Below are 20,261 nucleotides of genomic sequence, written 5' to 3'. Positions count from 1 at the left end.
TATGGCAAATAAAAATCATTTGCTCCATGAGAAGAGAATACCAAGGATTCTGCTTTTCTCTCCGCATTTTGATGATGAAATAACAGGTGCCGGTGGTTTTCTGGCATTAGCAGCCAGCAACTCATGGAACATTAAAATTATTTACGTCACAAAAAAAGAGCAATCCTACAACATAAACGATTTAACCAACAGACGTCTTATAGAAGCACAAAATGCTCTGTCTGAACTCGGCCTAAACAAAAACGCAATAGATATCTGGAATTACTCATACGGTTCAATACCTCTAAGCGGACAAATACTTGAAGAGTACAAATCTATTTTTAACGAGTTCTCCCCTGATATTCTACTTTTGCCCTCCCCCACTGACCCCAACGACGACCATAGAAATGTAACTCGTGGATGTATTAAGGCACTTGAAGGAAATATCGAAAAAGAGATCGAGCTTCGTTTTTATGAATGCATTGTGCCTTCACAGATTAACTATGTTGAAAATATCTCCGAAGTCTTTCACAAAAAACAGAAAGCTGTTCTATGCCATCAATCCCAATTAGGGCGAAGTTACCATGCAAGAACCATTGAATCTCTTGCTGCTTTAAGGGGAAGCTGTGCAGGATGCTCCTATGGAGAAGGCTATTTACTATTCCCATGGTCAGGTAGCCAGGAAAACTTTTTTGAACAACGCCCTCTTGTATCTGTCATATTGAGATCTTCACGGTCATTCTTTTTAAAGCGTGCTCTCTCAACTGTGTTAGACCAGACATATGACCAAGTTGAGGTTATTGTTGTCTGGTTTGGAGAAGAATCTCCTGTACTTCCTTCTGAAATGAACCTTCTGGACTTAAAGATCATTAATGGGCAAAATGGTTACAGAGGCAAAAATCTCAATACAGGCATAAAAAACAGCAGAGGAGACTATATTTCATTTCTTGATGAGGATGATCTGTGGGAACCCGACCATATTGAACAACTTATGTCAACACTCCATGCTGAACGAAATAAGGATATTGCATATAGCGGATGCAGAGTTGTTCAATATAGATTAAAAGGCGATAAGCTAAACCGTTCACATGAGGAATCCTGCTTTGAGGAGCATTATAAACCAGGGCGCCTTCTCCTTGAAAACTACATACCATTAAACAGCCTGATGATCCGCTCCCAGGTCTTCAGAACACATTATTTTGCTGAAGACATTGACTCATACGAAGACTGGCTTTTTTTGGCTGAAGCGGAACTTTCGGGCTTTAACTTCATCTTTACAGAATCGGTGACTGCCGAATATTGTACATTTAACGATACATTAGCATCTCTTCATGAAAAAAAAGGATACACCAAAAATACTTCGGAAATACAGAAAAGAATCCTGTCAATGATGAAGCCAGAAAACCTGGCATTTCTGAAAGATCTATTTTCCAGCTACAATGAAGAGAACAGTTGCAGGCAAGAAAACCTAAACAACAAACTCACTGAATCAAACAGAGCATTAAATGAAAAAAACAGTGAAATTGCTGAACACAAAAATCTGTTGAAACGTGCTGAACAAGACAAATTGCAACTTTCAAAATCAATGGCTGACTTTGAAAGAATGAAAATCAGATTATCGGATATTGCACAAAAAACTGCTATTGTAGCTGAATCACCAGATGAAATAATATCTGGCTTAGTAATTAAAGCCATGGGATTACATCCAAAATTTTCAATAATAATGGCAGTTCATAACCCACCTTTAGAAGCATTTCATTCAGCACTTACATCAATAAAGAATCAGGTTTACCCTAACTGGGAACTGTGCATTGTTGATGATGCATCATCATCAACGAAAATCTCCGACACCATCCACACTTTTTGTGCAGATACACAAACAGGAAAACAGGTTTACTTCAAACGCCTGAATACCCACAGTGGTATTTCACAGGCATTCAATCTTGCAGCAACTATGGGTTCCGGAGAATATTATGTCCTCATGGATCACGATGACTGGCTGCACCCTGAAGCCTTGCTGGAAGCTGCATTGGCAAGGAATCAGAAACCCTACAAATTCCTCTATACGGATTCCCAGACAATTGATCTAAAAGGTACCCCTCGAATTAATCATCATAAGCCAGACTGGTCACCCGAAACACTTTATTACTGGAACTATATCAACCACCTTGCTGTTATTGACCGAAAGCTTTGGGAGACTATCGGCGGATTCCGCCCAGAAATGGATGGAACCCAAGATTGGGATCTCTATCTGCGTCTTACTTCAATCCTGGAAGATAACGATGTGGTTCATATCAAACGTCCTTTATACGGATGGAGAAGTTCTCAAAATTCCCTTGCATATCGGGTCGATGCCAAACCATGGGTAAAAGAAAAATGGTTCCAACTGCTCAACAAGTTTCATTCCGACCTTATATGTAAAAAAAACGCAGCCAATGAAAGGCAAAAATCCCCATTAAATATTGAGTTCAACCCAAAAGGTCCGGGTTTTTTAGTATCCTCAAATGGAAATAGGGATACTTCACTAAATATTATAATACCAACAAAAGACAATCTTACCTGCCTTGAAAAATGCTTGAACGCCCTTGATGAAGATAGCTATTTGAATAAAACAATCACTTTAGTCAACAACGGTTCTCTACACGAAGACCTGCAAGAGTTATGTAAAAAGTATTGTTCAAATAATATTTCCATTATTAACGATAATCGCCCTTTCAACTGGTCTTCTCTGAACAACCTGGCTGCAGCAAGAAGCGATGCAGATGCTTATCTGTTCATGAACGATGATGTTGTTCTATCCGGCAATGACAGCATCGAAAAAATGACCTATTACCTTAATTTTAAGGAAATTGGTATCGTGGGTGCTTTTTTGATTTTTCCGGAAGGTGGCATACAGCATAACGGAATCTGTCTCAGCCCTGAATGGATTGCAGATGAAATTCGTCAAACAGGAGGCTTAAATGTAATGTCAGCCCCCAGAAATGTGTCAGCGGTGACTGGTGCCTGCATGCTAGTACGCAAAAAAACCTTTGATGACTTAAATGGCTTTAATGAAGATTTGCCGGAAAATTACAATGATGTAGATTTTTGCCTATCGGCACGGTCAAAAAACTGGAGGATTATGATGGCTTCCGATGTTACTGCACAGCATTACCACATGAGTACAAGGGGAAAGTCATCACGACCAAAAGCGTGGGAAACGGCCTACATGAAGAAGAAATGGTCACATGTCATTAAAGAAGAACGTCTTTTTATAAGGTGGGAGAATCTTGATTCGCCTTTGATTTATTTGAATGTGGATGATTGAGAAATAGAGAGATTGCCAAAATCCAGAAACGACTAAAGCCCAACAAGGAGTATTTGAGTTATGAATAAAAAAAAATATATACCTTTTCTATTCATTATTATTGTTTTTCAATTTTCGCATCTCAAAGCCGCAATGCAAAATATCACCTGCATCAACCACACATTTAATGACAAACCAATCTTTAGGATATTTGGTGGCACCGAAGATAATGGGACTGGTTTTTTTATATCTCCAAATGGCCACTTATTAACAAACCAACATGTAATTGACGCAATAGATATGCCGGGAACAGGGGATTTGTGGAAACCAGAGATTGGTGAAATAATCACTTTAAATTATACCCATAAAACAGTAAATTGCGATGATATATCGTATTGTGAAGAAGGCAACCATACTTATGTGGAAAACTATGGAGATGCCTATGTCCAATTTAAAGTCATAGCGTTAGGTGATCCTAATTATACCTATTTAGACAATTGCGAATGCGGTGAACCTAATGAGTTTGAAACTTTCGAAAAATTTACCGAATGCATTAATACACATTGCAATGAATCAACCCACTCGAGAGACTATGCACTATTGCAAATAATTAATCCAAAGGATCTATTGGAACTTGATTCTTTTGGTTATTTATCATTGAGTCGATCAGCAAATGTTGATATTGGGGATACTCTTCATTGGGCAGGTGTTCCAGCGATTTGCGAAATTGATAACAATGATAATGTAATGCAAACAGATCAAGGCTACGTAACTGATATCAGCGTATTTAATAACACAGCAGTTATTTTTTCAGCTCATTCACAAGGCGGAGCATCAGGTTCTCCAATTTTTAAGGCTGATAATGTTGTCGCCTTACTTCATGCTGCCTCAACGGATAATACATCAAGAGGAATACTAATCAGCTCATTGATTGATTCTATTGAAGGCTATTTAAAACCGACTATACCCATTATTACTATTGATGGAAAAAAGGTCACTGAGGAGGACTTTAGCAATGGAATTGTGCTGAATGATGGTGTTGAAATCGAAGCATTTTCAAAAGATGACCATGGTATTAAATCTTTCCAGTTCTATTATAATGATCTTAACCAGATGGTTGGTGGGGCTGCAATAGAATTTGACGATGACGACATACAAACAAGCGCTGAAGCAACTGTAATCTGGGATATCGAAATAAAGCCAGACGTTTGTAAAGAAAGTGGAAACCTTGTCATTGCTGCAACAGATGATGATGGAAATTCAACGGATGTTAAAATTCCTGTTATTATTGAAAATTCACCTATCATAACTATTAATTCCGAACCATCTACAATTAATATCAATTCACCATTTTCTATAACAGGAGATTTAAAAGACTCAAATGGAGTTGGAATCAGTAATGCTGCTATTTCAGGGCACTTAACAGGGTATGAACTAAGGGACACCACAGACTCAAATGGTAGTTATACCTTAGAATTTGATACGGTCTCTTACCCTGTCTCTGAACCGGGTACATACGACATAGTCGTTCTTTATCAATCAGAAGATGATTGTTTAACAACGGCAAGAAAAAAAATAACGGCTGTCAACCCTGAAGAAGGCTATAATCTATCAATAACATCTTTTACCACCGATGCTTCTTCTGGTATTGCCCCAGGTGACACCTTCTCCTTAAATGCAAATTTTGAAAACAAAGGGAATGAAGAACAAAATCTAAATGTGAACTGGTATGTTTACCCGCCTAATAGTGGAACACCTTATGACTCATCTATCAATAACAATTATGGCACAATCTCACCAAACTTCTTTGATACAGAATCAAAAAACTTTACTCTGAGTAGTAATGCTCAGGAAGGGCAATGGTCAGCTTCCGTATTTATCAATACAGACAAAGATGAAGATGGATCGGATAATTATGCATCATTAAGATTTTATGTTGGTGAAAATATCGGTTCTGCCACAACTTATAATTATTCCAATGGAGCTCAATCAAAAGATTCAATACCAGTAGTACAGGATTATCATGGGCATGATATAGAAGTTGTAACTGTGGCAGACTCCACTTCAAACTGTAGTGCACAGTTCATAATTGATGGTTCAAACTACTTGTTAAAACCCGGAGACATTGTAGAAAAAGATAGCGGTCGGTTCCTGTTTCTTTTTGATTCATGCATTCCGGAATTTGAACAGCAAGGGGCGGATGTCGCTTATTTCAATGTTTTATCATATTCAAACAATGTCCCTTTTTCGGTCAGCCCTCAAAAAACCAAAGTTAGACCAGGAGATGAAGTTATTTTCAACATAAACAAAAATCCAAAAAATGTAAAAGTGGTAGAACAATACAAAGATGGCGACACAGTAAAAAACTGGGACTGGGATGATCGTAAAATTAATGACGACAACTATGAAATATATGCAAAATTACCTACAAATACAACACCAAAAAACTATACATGTTTCTTGAAATTTAAAATATATGATAGTAATACTGAAACGTATGTTTATTATGCTCAAAAGATTCAATTCACTGTCGTTGCTGCTGAAGAGCCACATGACATTGCTGTTGATAAAATTACCCCCTCTACAGGTCAAATCTACATATCAGGAAAAAATATTTCAATATCATCTCAAATAACCGCTGCAAACAATTATATAGAATTTCCAGACGCGACATTAATTATCAATGGACCTGACAACTATTCATACAAAGATACCCTTTTCCCAACTATTTCTGGTACTCAAACAATTTTGTTCCAAGACTGGAACACTACCACTTTAAAAGAGGGTGATTACACATTAACAGTTAATATCTCAATCACTGAAGATTCAAACTCAAATAACAATTCAAAATCATCCACAATTACTCTATCTGCCCCCGAAAACTTACTTCCAATTGCAGACAATAGAGATACTTACTTCGGTATTATAAATGACCCAATTATCTTTGATGCAAGTAACTCATTTGATTTTGACGGGAATATTGTTTTGTACGAGTGGGATTGGAATAATGATGGCAGATTTGATGACTCTACTTCCAATGACACAATTTCCCATACATGGACAGCCCCATATTCAGGGGTCGTTATATTAAAAATTACAGATAACAATGGTGGGACTAATACAGACCAAGCGTTAGTTGAAATAGTTCCTTGCTCTGATTCTGACAATGATACTATATGTGATGAGGTGGACAACTGTCTTCTTACTCCAAACACAGATCAATCAGACTCTAACAATAATGGCATTGGAAATGCCTGTGAAAAGTGTATTGATATTGATGCTGACACTGTCTGTGACGATATTGATAACTGCCCTAACACACCAAATCAAGACCAATTAGACTCTGATGCCAATGGTATTGGTGATGCTTGTGAAATAAGCTCAGACATTGTTTTAACCAATACATCCCCAGATACTACCATCACACAAGGACAATCTATTAAAGTATACGGAACTTCCGGCAGCAACCATATTTCCCTTGAAAGTGGAGCAGAAGCTCAATTATTAAATTTCCCTGGCAACAATAGAATTACCTTCGGAGCTGACTCAACTGCTTTCACAGTATCCCGCTCGGGGGCTACTGTGATTTTTGAAGGAAATGACGGCACTTACCTTAAAATGCCAGCAACCCGCACTGAGCAAACCATTGAATTTAGTGACAGTACCCTGGTCTTACGCATTGCTTATGACCAGGTAATGCTCGGCTGGCAAGTGATTCGTACAACCCCATCAGCAATTGACCTGACTGCCGAACCACCTGAAGATACATTCACCAACAAACTTGGTATGAATTTCATTCTCATACAACCCGGAACGTTCCAGATGGGATCACCAACAAATGAGCCCGGAAGAGAAACAAATGAAACGCAACATTCCGTCACACTTACAGAATTTTTCTATATACAAACAACAGAAATAACAGTAGGTCAATGGCAATCTGTGATGGGTTACAATCCACCATTTATAAACAATTGTGGTTCCGATTGCCCTGTTGAACGTGTTTCTTGGGATCAGGCACAAGAGTTCATCACCACTTTGAATGCGCTTGGTGAAGGTGCCTATTCTTTACCGACAGAAGCACAATGGGAATATTCAGCGCGTGCTGGCTCAACAACTGCATTTACCAATGGTACTATAATCAACTCTCAAAACAATTGTTTAAACGACGCAAATCTGGATACCATTGGATGGTATTGCGGAAATACTGGAGGTCTGCCCTCAATGACACTTATGGAGCATTACAGCACATCACAGCCTGTTGCCCGGAAAGAATCCAATGCTTGGGGATTGTATGACATGCACGGAAACGTTTGGGAGTGGTGTCAAGACTGGTACGGCAACTATTCTATAACCTCGGCTATTGACCCGGAAGGCCCCTCTTCTGGTTCATTTCATGTAATCAGGGGTGGGGGCTGGGACAGTAGCCCAAAATACTGCCGCTCTGCATATCGATACGATAATGCCATTGGACTTAAATTTCTGAACACTGGATTCCGACTTGTTTTAAATCCAATTGACCAGTAGCCTAAAAAAAATGAGCCTGTTATAGCACACATGGCGCTATAACAGGCTCAGCAACAAAAACTAAGTCTTCATAAAAACAGAAAATTTCATAAAAAACTACCAGGCAGGTATCCTTGAAAAAAATGGATACCTGCCCATTAACACCTTTAAGGTAACTCATGTGACTGAATATTTTTACGCAATAACAAATTCTTCTTTTCAAGACATCAAATTACAAAACCTATCATTAATAATTCTATGGCCTCAAAAAACTGCTCCTGAAATTGAAGAAAGTCAATTTTCTTATCAATTTTGCCGTGAAACAAGTTATAAATTGTGTTTGCACTCATTCCCAGACACCAAATGGATAGAATACTCTGAAGAAAACTTTCCCCTGGAAATGTTCACCGGAATCTCCCCTGAAACCAAAATACTTTACATAGGCGATCCTGAAATCATACTTGCTCCCAAAGCAATTTCAAAAATGATCAACAGTATGGAAAACAGACAATCTGCTTGTGGTCCTGTATTCAACACATCTCTCAATCAATTCCAGAAAGCAGATCTTCCCTGGACATATTTCAATATAGAGTCCTATCTTGAAACAGCAGACATTATGGCTGAAAAAAAATCGGAATTAATGATAGCAACCCATTCACTGGATCCATCATGCATATTATATAATGGCCTTTTTTTTAAGAAAACTTTGTCAACCATAAAATCTAACAATAGAAAACTTAAACAGGAAATTTCACACACCATACCCTTCTTTATTGAAAAAAATGCACTGATTCACCGGTTTGGAGATTACTATCATTTTAATGACAGAAAAGAACTGATTCAATTAATTCCTCAAAAAACAAAAGAGGTTCTTGATGTAGGATGTGCCATGGGCATGTATGGAAAAAGGCTCAAAAAAGTACGTCCTGATATTTACCTTGCCGGAGTAGAAAAAAATCCCGAAATGGCTGCATACGCACGTAAATATTATGATGATATTCATGTCGGTAATATTGAAACCGTATCTTTCAAGACAAAATTTGACCTCATAAATTGCGGTGAACTTCTGGAACATCTTGTAAATCCATGGAAAGTATTAAAACATTTTAACACAATACTTAAACCAGATGGATATCTGGTATTAAGCATTCCCAATGCTGGTCATTGGTCTATAGTCATGGAACTTGCTCAAGGTAATCACCAGTATCTACCATCTGGACTAAACTGCATAAGCCACCTTAGATGGTTCACAGAACCATCCATCTGTGATACACTTGGAGCAAACGGTTTCAAAATTGATGTTTTGACAAGGAGAACACTTCCCCCAACTTTAAAAGCAGAAACCTTCATTCGAACTATGGCAGGAAGCGGTTTTGGCAATGAGCGATCCCTTAGAACAAGCGAATTTATCATACGCGCTATCAAAATAAAAAATATCATACAATAATTCTAATTTGTTAGCTTATCTTAGCTTCCTATTTTTAGTGTCTGAATCAGGATGCCCAGGATGTTCAGGATTAACAAGATTTTGCATAATTACCTTTTATCCTGTGAATCCTGACTATCCTGATTCAGACAATTTAAGAAGATAACAAAGTAGAAATAAACGCCCGGATTATTTAATTGATTCAACATTACACGTATCAAGAAAAAGTATATACTCTATTAAAAAAAAGTAGCCTATTCAGCGAGTCATACTACCTCAATACATATTCTGATGTCGCGGCTGCAAGAGTTGATCCTCTGAAACATTACATTAAATATGGCGCGTCAGAAGGAAGGAATCCCAGCCTTTTATTTAATACAGCATTCTACCTGGAACAAAATCAGGATGTAAAACATTCCGGCATGAATCCTCTGCTTCACTATATTTTGTATGGTAAAGCAGAATCTCGTTTACCTTTGCCTGCGGAATCTCCGATTGTTGATGATGAGATTAAACAATTAACAAATTTTATCACAGCACCAGGAAATCTTTATGAAGAGGCAACGAAACTATCTTACAGTTGCCACCACAAACCTGACGCAACTATAATTATTCCGGTTTTTAACAATATCAGATATACATTGAACTGCCTTAAGGCTATTCACAACCAAAACACAACATTTACATTTGAAATTTTGATTATTGATGACAATTCTTCTGATGAAACAAAAGAGATTCTTAGCCTGATTAAAGGCATTAAAAATTTGAGCAACAAAAAAAACAAAGGCTTTCTTTTAAGCTGTAATAAGGCAAGCAAACATTCAAATGGTAAATACCTTGTTTTCCTTAACAATGACGCAGCCCCTGGATCTCAATGGCTACAAGAAATTCTGATTCCTTTTAAAAGCCATAAAAATGTTGGACTTGTAGGCACTATGTTGCTTTTTCCAGATGGTTCACTGCAGGAAGCAGGTGGCTTTGTATTTAAAGATGGGTCAATATTAAACTACGGTCGGAATGGCAATCCGATTCACTGCCGTTTCAATTTTGTCAGGGAAACTGACTACTGTTCAGGCTGCTCAATAGCTATTCCCAAACAACTTTGGAATAGAATTGGAGGCTTTGATGAACGCTACAAACCAGCCTACTATGAGGACACAGATCTTGCTTTTCGTGTAAGAGATATGGGTTACAAAACAATCTATACACCCTTCTCAAAAATTGTACATTTCGAAGGGATTAGCTGTGGCATTAGTTTAAAAGAGAACATAAAAAAGTATCAACTAATCAACAAACCCATATTTAAAAATCGCTGGCATCAAGAACTCGCTAAAATAGATAAAACAAAACCGTCCCAATTGTCTGTATGGAAACCCTATAAAAATAAAACCCTTCTATGGATTGACGAACGTACACCAACACCAGACAAAGATTCCGGCTCACTTGATGCGTTTAATTTTATGAAAACGGCCTGTGAAGATAACTGGGGTATTACATTTCTTCCACTCAAAAACCAGAATCATGCAGGCCAATATACAGAAAACCTTCAAAGGCTTGGAATTGAATGCTGGTATCAGCCATTCATAAAAAAAACAACTCAATATTTAAAACAGTATGGTTCCCAATTTGATTTGGTAATTCTTTCTCGTGTAACAGTTGCCGCCCCCCTCATTGACGATGTAAAAAAATATGCGCCACAGGCAAAAATTGTTTTTAATACTGTTGATCTGCATTTTATAAGGCATTCCAGAGAAATGGAATTAAATATTTCGAATTACAATCAAATACACATTGACAAATTAAAAGAAAGTGAACTTGCAGTTGTCAAAAAGTCAGATTTAACTATTCTTATAAGCGAAAATGAAGCAAAAATTGTCAAAAAGCACTGTCCAACAGCCAAACTTGCTGTCATTCCCATCATCAGGGATATTCCGGGTACAATTCATTCATTTAAAAACAGAAAAGATATCTGCTTTTTAGGTGGATTTTCCCATCCTCCTAATGTAGATGCTGTCATATATTTTACACACAATGTATGGCCTTTAGTTAAAGCAAAACTACCGGGCTGCAAATTTATAATTGCCGGATCAGACATGCCAGACAGCATAAAGAGATTAGCTTCTGAAGATATTGTGATTAAAGGATATGTCCCTGAACTCCACTCTCTGTTTGAGAAGGTAAAACTCTCTGTTGCTCCCTTGAGATATGGAGCTGGTATAAAAGGAAAAATTGTATCCAGTATGAGCCACGGAGTACCAGTTATTTGTACAACCATCGCTGCTGAAGGAATGGGTTTAAGTAATATAATAAATGTGTCTATTGCAGATTCCCCTACGGAATTATGCAAATCTATTTGTGAACTGTATAACTCTGAAAAACTTTGGGACTCAATATCCAAAGCCGGAATAAAAAAAACATATGAGTGTTTTTCAATTAATTCAGTATCTCCTATTATCACTGAAACTCTTAATTCAATTATTCATTCTCAAAAATAAAAATTGAAGATTAACTTATTATTCACAACAAGTACTTATACAAAAATTCGAATAAGATATAATTTTTAAAAAAGACTTCCAAAACTTCTATTGTCTCAGGTATCCACCATTTACGTTAAAAAAGAGATTATCAATTTCCAGCATACCTTGCAGTAACACTCCAGCTATATCCCATTCTGTGATGCATCCTGATATCTTCAAAACCACATTTTTCAAGAAGAGCCTTTAACTCATTTTTTCCATAATATCTTACATAAGAAGGGTTTAACTGATCATGTATAATCACTCTTCTGGTATAACGATCAACTTTCAAAAAATATTTTGAAAGATATTCTGAAAGAGGCAGTTTTAAAAATCGACCAGCAAGGGCATAGATTTCCGCAATTGGCAGAAGTGTTAAAGTAAGTGCTTTTAAGGCAGCATGTGGAAGACGGGTGGTAATTTTTCTCAAGGGAAGAACAAAGGATAGATACAGCCTGTTATTCTCCTGACCATACACCCATAAAAAAATCCTTCCTCTGTTGTTCAATGCTCGTCCCATGGCAACAAGGGCAGGAGCAGGGTCAGGAATAAACTGAAGCACTCCTATACAGAAAACATAGTCAAACCCTGCATAAGGTATCTCATCAGCTCTTTTTTTAAAGCACTCAATGGAGTTTATTTCTTCTGTGTTTTTTTGCAGCACAGAAAATGCGTCGGAAGGCTCAAGAGCAACAATTTTATCAGCTCCTGCCTGATGAAACATTAACGCATATCTACCAGTTCCTGCGCCAACATCAGCAATTTTACTGTTACTAATGTCAGAAATATTTAACAGTGGCTCAATAAGACTCTCCAAAGCAGAAAGAGAGCCATAAAAACCAGTATTTTCAGTATATTCCTGCCACTGTTTTCCAAAATCCTCTATTGTATCCAATACTTCATTATTATGTTCCATAATCTTCCTGTATATCATCTTATTCAAGTTCTATAGACATCATTACATATCTACTCAAAATTAGTTTACACTTTTTAAAAAATTCTGAACCATGATTAAAGGATTAACACGATTAAAAATCAAGGTAATCCCTTAATCATGAAAATCATGGTTCAAAAAAAAGTGTAAACCGACAAATGAAAGATGCCGTTCTATACGATCACAAACCTCCCTGACACTGATATCCATATCAAACATAATAATAGAGATACAAGGCTCGAAAGGATAATGCATTGCAAAACAATGCACCTGCAAAAAGCAAGTATTTGATTTTCAAAATAATATTTTTGTTGTCAATATCCATTATACAAGGTTTTAAAAAAGCCAGCGCTACAATAAAACATGCAGCCAACACATGGAAATAACGGCCTTGAAGCATTATTACTTCAGAATCCACAGGCATCCATACCATATATGCACTTAAAAGGAGAAGAAGCAAAGCTCCCATAATAGCAGCAATAGAGGCAATACCTGCAATTATGTGCATTTTTTTTAAGGAAATGTGACGTATAAGAGTAGCCTTGGATGAAGTAACCAGTGAATTGGACTTTGAAGTTGACCGGGTTTTGTGAACCCGGGAAAAAACAGATGAAAATGAGATTAAAATCGAAGAGCGAAGCAGGGATAAAGAAATAATCGTCAATAGAGTCCATGCAATTACCACGTAAAATGGAACAGGTATTTCAAGCCACCCGAAAACCCCTACGAATTGATGATAAAGTGTTTTTCCATGAATGGCAAAGGTGTCTAACACAACCTCCATAAAACGATACGGTGAGGCAAGTACATTAAGAATCTGCTGATCAGGATTGACAAGCAATTGTGTTGTCATTGATGCAAAGTCAACATACTGCTTAAGTATCCCTTTATATTTGATGATGTAATTCCACCACACAGAGCCAAGAAAAGCAATTGTATATCCAATCAACAAAAATATAAAAAACTTCTTATTAATATGAAAGTTTTCATAAATTAAAACATCTTTTTTTACTGATGAACCATAGGCCTTCTCTGGTGGAGTATTTGTTTTTTCTGACAAACACTCTATTTTTTCTGACAAATACTCAATTTTTTCTGACGAATACTCAATTTTTTCTGACGAATCATCATCCATTCTTTCTCTTGAATCATCTATTTTTTTCAATGAAGTTTTCATTTCCATAGAAATTTTTTCTGCATTTCCATAGCAAGATAAAATGTAAAATAATAGAGAAAGTCCAATCAATGGTAGATAGACCGGTTTACTCAACATCAGAAAAAAAGCTGCCAAAACCATAAAAACAAATTCTTTAATAGTTTGAATATCTTCAAAGGGTTTAAGCAGTATATAAAGCGATGCACCATATATCACCACATCAATATTTATGCTTGCCGATTGTGCAATTACCATGGGAGTAGCTAAAAGCCAGAGAAATGGCCATTTAAGAGAAGATGAAGAGCCTGCAATCCACAGGACAATAGCGGCATACAGCCCAATGGATGTCAACCTGGATAAATAGAATAGAATATAATAATATAAAAAAGTATTTCCATCCCCGCCAAAAAGGGCATTTTTGAGAGCAGGCGAGAAAAAAGAAAGAAAAGATAGAATAATTGCTCCACATTTTAAGGCAACAGCATGAAAAAAATATGGAACAGGCGAATATAACGCAGTATTAAGGGCAATATTGGGAACCTTTTCCACATCTTTTAAAAGTGAATCTCCCACAAACTCTGCAAACTCAGGATGACGAAACATTCTTTCATGGACAAAAACCACAACTTTTTTTTGATGGCTCTCGAGAATCCACTCTCCCTCTGTAATACCAAATGCCCTTAAAAAATGAAAAGGCTCATCAGGGGCTTCAAATGGCGGAATAACAACGGCATATATAAAAGCCATCAAAATGAGCATCACAGCAAATAAAAACGAAACGCGGCATTTTATCGGAAACATACATCGCCTGTAAATAAAAGGGAGGTCGGAAATCATTGCCGAAAGGTGAGCTTCAACTGAAGAATGACCTTCTTTTTGTGATATTTGGCCATCATGCAAAGATGTTTTTATCATTGGTTCCATACTTACCCTGGCCAAAAAGGATTATCTCATAACCTACAGAGAGCATTGGTTCCATTTATACTCAAAATCGACACCTATGATCTTGTAAGCCTTGTCAACATTGTCTGAATCAGGATTCCCAAGATTAACAGGATAAGGCAGGATTATCTATCCTGAGCATCCTATCCATCCTGGTTATCCTGGTTCAGACAACTGCAATAACTTCTAAAAAAGCAATAAGCTGTCGATTTTGAGTTTATATATGGACTTACCCTTAAACACCTTTCCAATAGAGTAATGCATAGAAATCCTGAAAGAGTTATCCATGCAATAAAAACCGGATAGACCGGAACCAGGTATCTTAACTGTGCATGGAAACTCATGGCATCAATGTAAGTCACAAGCAATACCCTGCTTATAACCAAAATTCCCGTAAAGCAAATCAAATATACAAAGGAAGAAATATTGCTGTTTATTTTATTTGAAGTGGTTTCGCCAGCCACGCTATTACTTTTTATGAATATGTTGAAGAGATAATGAAACAAAATATAAGAAACAACAATCAATGCAATAATAACGACAAAACAGCCTGCAATCTGAAACCACTTATATATCATCACCATAGTATGTGAATATGGCCCTCCGAAGTAACACCACCCAGGCCAATGGGACCCTGTTATACGACTGTATCTCTCCACTGATTCCTGTGGAAACGATATTAAAGGTGGGGATTTTTCATCCGCAAAATTTCCAAAAGTGACAAACATTTGAATGATTTTAACAGTGGATTTAAAAAATCGTGGCAAGTCAGATAACATCAAGGGTGGAGCAATTATGTTTCCTGTCATATTACTGCTACATGAAAAATTACCACTATTGCATGCGATTGAAAGCTCTTGAGCCATAGAATCAAAAAATTTGCGGCTTGAAACAGCGTCATTCATCAGGCCTTCTCTGAATGCTGCATCACGTATTGCCCATACAGCCCATCCACCGGCCAGTTCATCGCAGATATTCATATAGTTACAACCAAGAGATGACCAGCCTTTGCCGTTAAACTGCCAGGCAAGTCCGGGATAAATCAGATTAAAACTACTGCTCATTTTTGATGCCATCTCCATGGCTTTTCTGGTCACTGGTACATAGGGGCAACGTGAATCGGGCATTATTCGCGTCAGATGTTTAAATGCTGAGACAAATCCTGGATCAGTTAATTCGGTAACAATCTTTACTCCATAAACTTCTTTATTTTTTGAGCGTATTGAATAATCCAACCCTTTCCACATGCAAATACAAAGAAAAATAAGTAGAAGAATATATAAAATAGCCTTTATCACTGATAAACTTACAAATTTTTCACCAGTGGTATGATGAACATCATCAATATTATCTACCACGGAAAACATCTCTTTTTTTAAAAATGTTAGAAAAATAATACAAAAAAAAATGAAACCAAGAGCTGGCAAAATCCACACGCCCTCCGGCCTTGTAAAAAAAAATAAAGCCAAAACAGACGACAATATTATTGACCAGACAAAAAAACGCCAGAAATGAAATGGAAATGATCCGTAAATCCCGATACAGGCCGCGGCAATGGCTGTTGTCATTGGGCAATAAACCGCTTCGGTAGCAACATAATTAACAGGAAGCAGGGCCACAGGATGCAACATGGTCAAGGCAAAAACAATGAGTGTCCATGAACGTGGAAGGCTGTTTTGCCTCAACGCTGCAACCATTAACAGAGCTCCGGCCAAATACAAAGAATACTGAAAAAGATCAAGGGGCAAATGCAGGTAATAATTCAAGGCAATGAAAAGAGGATAAACCGGAGGACGAATCAAAGTCAAATAGTCGTATGCACCAAGCCACTCTCCATTGATAATGGATTCAGCAAGCCTTAAGTATAATCCAGAATCATATCCTTCAACCAGTGGAACAACCCTACATGGCCATACAAGAACGAAGGAGACAAATACGATAATAAAGCAGGCTGCAGCCCATAAAAAGTTCCGAGAACAAAGCATTTCATAAAGCCCGGCATTCACATCAATAGCCCTGCAACAGATCAGATGCAACCCACTTTTCCGGATGGGCTTTAATCAACTTTTCCATAAAAGAATATATGGGCATCAGGGATTTGACAGGGTCATGGGGATCAGGTTCATAGGGTGGAATGGATATGGTATGATACTTTCCTCCAGGAAATCCAAAGGTCATATAGGCCCCAAGAAGGCTGTTGGTTTTTCTGGCCATATGCCATGCTCCCAAAGGAAGCCTGAATTTTTTCCCAAGAAAGTCGATGAAAACAGAAGATCGGCTTCCTGGAATATCTCCCATAAGAACAACCATTTCACCATTGTTGAGCTTCTCATAAAAAATCTCCATACCATCTTCATGATAGGGCATTTTGCCGTTCATCAGAGATTCCATGTAACTGTATTTGATTTTGAAATATGATCGAATGGCAGGGTCAATAAGAGGGTTTTCAAGACCTGAAGTGTTAATGCAATGAACCTTCAGTCCCTTCATGCCAATAAGAACCATTCCCATGCAGAAACTGTCAAAATGGGCAGATACAAGAACTATCCCCCGTTTTTCTCTGGCATGGCGCTTATAATCATCAAGATGTTCGATATGACACTGTCCCGCAATCTTAACCATCTTGTCAGGATGTCTGAAAAGACATGACTGCCACTCTTCAATGGAATTATTGACAAAACGCTTCAATGTTCCCCAAAGTGGTTTGCGGGATGACAAGTTCCTCATGTTCTCCATGACCCTTGAACGGACATAACGGAAATTAAGGGCATTGGAGCGCCAGTCATAATCAAGAATAGCACACACTATCCCCCGCATAATGGCAATTTTGCGACCAACCGGAATAGGAAGAGAAGCTGTCAAAGGAACGACAAAGCTGTAGTCAATGGATTGTATAAGTCTGTTAATGCGTATTAAAGACATCTATAACTTTCCAGAAAAATATTTTATTTTTTGCTCAAATAAATTAGTATAGATAACAGATAGTTAGACTTTTACATTCTCAATTTACTTATCTGGAATACTATATCTTCTTCTGTTTATCGTCCATGTTCAATATTTGCCTTTTCCCGCATTTGCCTTTTCCCGCAGAAAAGCAAAAACTCCCTTTGCACTATTAGCCATTATCTTAAAGGGTTGTTCAGCGTATTTTAAAACAAGCAACATGTGGCCAAGCATCATTTTAATAAAGGATAGACCACCTTTTAAGCCAAAGAGTCTGAAATGTGCTTCAAGCATATTTCTAACCATGAAAAAATATCGAAAGGGGGAATGCTCCACCCAGATCCCGTTGGGGATTTTTTTCTGAAGATTCCCTATGTAGTGGACAATTTCACTGTTACGGTCACACCAGATCTGCCAACCCCTTTTTTTAAGCCTTATATGACATTCATGATCAACAAAATCAATGAAATAGGCATCATTAAATCCATTAATATCCTGTAATGCCTTGATATTATAAAGTGTTCCCGATGTAATCGTGGAGTCAATAAGAACAACTGATTCATGATAATCAAACAGGTTGACCATTCTTAGACCTCTGTTTCCCAAAACATATGGATGATAGATATGTTCAGGAAAAAAACCATTTACTGACACCGGAGCAACTCCTGCCACACGGTATCCCTTATGGTTAAGTCTTTCTGCTGCTGCCATTAAACCTGACACAACATCGCCGCTTATTTCTGTATCCTGATCCAGAATCATCATCCATTGAATACCCCTGACACTGGCCTCAAGGATACCTCTGTTATAGGCAGCAGCAACACCTCTGTTCTCAGGAAATTGAAGAAGAAGAGTTTGATTTCCCACACAGATAGCGTCACCGCTTGAAAAACTTAAGTTATCACCATTTTTAAGGCTTATATTACAGCTATTATCTTTGAGACACAGATGAGCAATATCAGCACTATTATCACTGGATGCATTATCAATGACCATGAAAAAAACACGCTCAAGCCATTGCATACCAAGGAGGTGTGTCAAATTTTTGTGCAGGGTAGCAGCACCATTAAAGGTGACAATCAAAATCAGCAAATCCATCTTGAAAGCGCTTTCTCAGCAATTAACAGGCAGAAGCCTTGGTCAAGGCAGTGAAATCATCCATTGTGTCACACTTCAAAAGTCCCTGGAACAGCGCCTTGACTTTATCCTGTGAATCAAGAGTCCTAATGTAACCGGCAGTTTCCTCCGGAACCTCACCACCAAAACGAATCTCCAGTGTAGCCATCAGATGCTCTTTTGAAGATGTAAGGGGATCTTGTTCAGCCGTTGCTTTTTTCTTCATCTCTCCGGCAGCTTTTGCAGCAGAGGCAAGGCCCTTCATAAAAGCGGGAGATTTGTTTTCATCTTTCAATATCATATTGCTCCTTTATTTAGCATGAAAATAGCTATTATTTTTATATTTGGGGGTGATTGATACGCAATCATGCCCGTTTAGCATGAAAAAGGCTATCATTTTTATATTTAGGGATGATTAATACGCAATCATGAGTGTTTAGATAAAACAGACATCATAAAATGCAGGGCATAATCTAATGACAGTAAGGCTTTTTTGCAAGAAAATATTGGGCTGAAAGATTATTAATGTGTGTATTATTGTGCTACTGGGCGTGATGGCTCTCTCCGCTTCCTCTTTTTACAATGGAGAGTTTATCATTGATAGGCAGCCAGTTATACTCAAATCCATGTTTTATAAAAAGAGATTTAATCTGATGAAACTCACCATAAGAGTCAGGATAGACAGCAAAGGAGATAAATTCACTCTTGGGTTCAAGATTTGTAAGAGCCGCCCTGAGCAAACCTCTTTTATCACTTCCATCTTCAATGTGCTGACCCATTGAGGGTATTGGCTCAACAATTGTGGCAAAAAGCTTTTCTGTCATACGAACATGCGAAAGATCATAACCACGGCTACCTCTAAAAGGGGTAGAAATATCAGTAATGGGGTAAAACTTTCCCGATTTTACAATAACAAACACAGGCAGCTTATTGACTGCGTGAAGACGAGGGAGCCTTACCATTCTCTTCTTCTGATTTTCAAGGGAGTCAATTTCCCTATTTATGGAATCCATCTCCTTTTCAAGGGTATCAACCTTTGACTTAATGGCTTTAATACGTTTCCTCTCTTCACCAAGGGCATTTGAAATATTGATCTGTTTTGCATTTAATCCCATGGATTGCTGCAACGTCTCCATATTATCAATGATAGGAATTAATCTGTTTTTTCTCTCACTTTCAGGCAAAAGAGCAACACGACTGGCCAGGGAAGTCTCAAAAGAAGATGCCGCAGGAGAAGGCTGTTGCTCTTCAGTATTATCAGGATGGGTTGCATCAACAGCCTGGGATAAAATTACAATCAGAAGCGCAATGAATACAATGCCGCCAAATGTATTACACATGGTATCAAGAAGCAGTTCAAAACTGTCAAGCTGTGTATCTCTACGGCTTTTCATCATTCAGGCACCTTTACCATTAAAATGGCTATCATTTTTATACTTAGGAGTAATTGATACGCAATC

At 37.7% G+C, this 20,261-nt stretch carries 11 protein-coding genes; 4 read left to right on the top strand and 7 right to left on the bottom strand.

Annotated elements, in window-relative coordinates; translation table 11 throughout:
• Nucleotide 1 precedes the first annotated feature (1 nt).
• The 4 genes from MTBBW1_RS21780 (at nucleotide 2) to MTBBW1_RS21765 (ending at nucleotide 11,689) form a co-directional block, all read left to right on the top strand.
• Entirely contained in the window at nucleotides 2-3,286 is a 3,285-nt protein-coding gene (locus tag MTBBW1_RS21780) for a glycosyltransferase (protein ID WP_139786860.1), read from the top strand.
• A gap of 60 nt (nucleotides 3,287-3,346) precedes the next feature.
• On the top strand, nucleotides 3,347-7,789 hold the full coding sequence (locus MTBBW1_RS21775; protein ID WP_080807132.1) for an SUMF1/EgtB/PvdO family nonheme iron enzyme: 4,443 nt from the start codon (nucleotides 3,347-3,349) through the stop codon (nucleotides 7,787-7,789).
• 379 nt (nucleotides 7,790-8,168) lie between these two features.
• Complete coding sequence (locus tag MTBBW1_RS21770) at nucleotides 8,169-9,215, top strand: class I SAM-dependent methyltransferase (RefSeq protein ID WP_139786859.1); 1,047 nt, start codon at nucleotides 8,169-8,171, stop codon at nucleotides 9,213-9,215.
• Between the two features lie 176 nt (nucleotides 9,216-9,391).
• On the top strand, nucleotides 9,392-11,689 hold the full coding sequence (locus MTBBW1_RS21765) for a glycosyltransferase (RefSeq protein ID WP_080807128.1): 2,298 nt from the start codon (nucleotides 9,392-9,394) through the stop codon (nucleotides 11,687-11,689).
• Nucleotides 11,690-11,819: 130 nt separating this feature from the next.
• Here the strand turns inward: MTBBW1_RS21765 and MTBBW1_RS21760 are convergent, their stop codons facing one another.
• From MTBBW1_RS21760 to MTBBW1_RS21730, 7 genes are all read right to left on the bottom strand, one after another.
• Nucleotides 11,820-12,626, bottom strand: coding sequence for a class I SAM-dependent methyltransferase (locus MTBBW1_RS21760; RefSeq protein WP_186441630.1), 807 nt, complete (start codon nucleotides 12,624-12,626; stop codon nucleotides 11,820-11,822).
• Between the two features lie 229 nt (nucleotides 12,627-12,855).
• Nucleotides 12,856-14,601 carry a DUF2142 domain-containing protein gene (locus MTBBW1_RS21755; protein ID WP_222424141.1) on the bottom strand — a complete coding sequence of 582 codons (1,746 nt, stop codon included), beginning with the start codon at nucleotides 14,599-14,601 and terminating at the stop codon, nucleotides 12,856-12,858.
• 284 nt (nucleotides 14,602-14,885) lie between these two features.
• A complete protein-coding gene (locus MTBBW1_RS21750; RefSeq protein ID WP_080807121.1) occupies nucleotides 14,886-16,778 on the bottom strand; it encodes a hypothetical protein in 1,893 nt (630 codons plus the stop codon).
• Nucleotides 16,750-17,664, bottom strand: a complete 915-nt coding sequence (locus MTBBW1_RS21745) for a lysophospholipid acyltransferase family protein (RefSeq protein WP_080807119.1) — start codon at nucleotides 17,662-17,664, stop codon at nucleotides 16,750-16,752. The genes MTBBW1_RS21750 and MTBBW1_RS21745 overlap by 29 nt, the downstream gene beginning before the upstream one ends.
• Before the next feature lie 129 nt (nucleotides 17,665-17,793).
• Entirely contained in the window at nucleotides 17,794-18,783 is a 990-nt protein-coding gene (locus MTBBW1_RS21740) for a glycosyltransferase (protein WP_080807117.1), read from the bottom strand.
• Between the two features lie 22 nt (nucleotides 18,784-18,805).
• Nucleotides 18,806-19,102 (bottom strand): hypothetical protein, encoded by a 297-nt coding sequence (locus MTBBW1_RS21735; protein ID WP_080807115.1) that lies wholly within the window; start codon nucleotides 19,100-19,102, stop codon nucleotides 18,806-18,808.
• Nucleotides 19,103-19,343: 241 nt separating this feature from the next.
• Nucleotides 19,344-20,198 (bottom strand): hypothetical protein, encoded by an 855-nt coding sequence (locus MTBBW1_RS21730; RefSeq protein ID WP_080807112.1) that lies wholly within the window; start codon nucleotides 20,196-20,198, stop codon nucleotides 19,344-19,346.
• Nucleotides 20,199-20,261 lie beyond the last annotated feature (63 nt).

This window comes from Desulfamplus magnetovallimortis (assembly GCF_900170035.1).
GTDB classification, from domain to species: domain Bacteria; phylum Desulfobacterota; class Desulfobacteria; order Desulfobacterales; family Desulfobacteraceae; genus Desulfamplus; species Desulfamplus magnetovallimortis.
This window is presented reverse-complemented; position numbering and strand designations above follow the sequence as displayed.

What these genes read in the sequence shown, in the direction of transcription:
- MTBBW1_RS21780 (WP_139786860.1), top strand. Translation starts at nt 2, where the DNA reads ATGGCAAATAAAAATCATTTGCTCCATGAGAAGAGAATACCAAGGATT.
- MTBBW1_RS21775 (WP_080807132.1), top strand. Translation starts at nt 3,347, where the DNA reads ATGAATAAAAAAAAATATATACCTTTTCTATTCATTATTATTGTTTTT.
- MTBBW1_RS21770 (WP_139786859.1), top strand. Translation starts at nt 8,169, where the DNA reads ATGTTCACCGGAATCTCCCCTGAAACCAAAATACTTTACATAGGCGAT.
- MTBBW1_RS21760 (WP_186441630.1), bottom strand. Translation starts at nt 12,626, where the DNA reads ATGGAACATAATAATGAAGTATTGGATACAATAGAGGATTTTGGAAAA.
- MTBBW1_RS21755 (WP_222424141.1), bottom strand. Translation starts at nt 14,601, where the DNA reads ATGTTTCCGATAAAATGCCGCGTTTCGTTTTTATTTGCTGTGATGCTC.
- MTBBW1_RS21745 (WP_080807119.1), bottom strand. Translation starts at nt 17,664, where the DNA reads ATGTCTTTAATACGCATTAACAGACTTATACAATCCATTGACTACAGC.
- MTBBW1_RS21740 (WP_080807117.1), bottom strand. Translation starts at nt 18,783, where the DNA reads ATGGATTTGCTGATTTTGATTGTCACCTTTAATGGTGCTGCTACCCTG.
- MTBBW1_RS21735 (WP_080807115.1), bottom strand. Translation starts at nt 19,102, where the DNA reads ATGATATTGAAAGATGAAAACAAATCTCCCGCTTTTATGAAGGGCCTT.
- MTBBW1_RS21730 (WP_080807112.1), bottom strand. Translation starts at nt 20,198, where the DNA reads ATGATGAAAAGCCGTAGAGATACACAGCTTGACAGTTTTGAACTGCTT.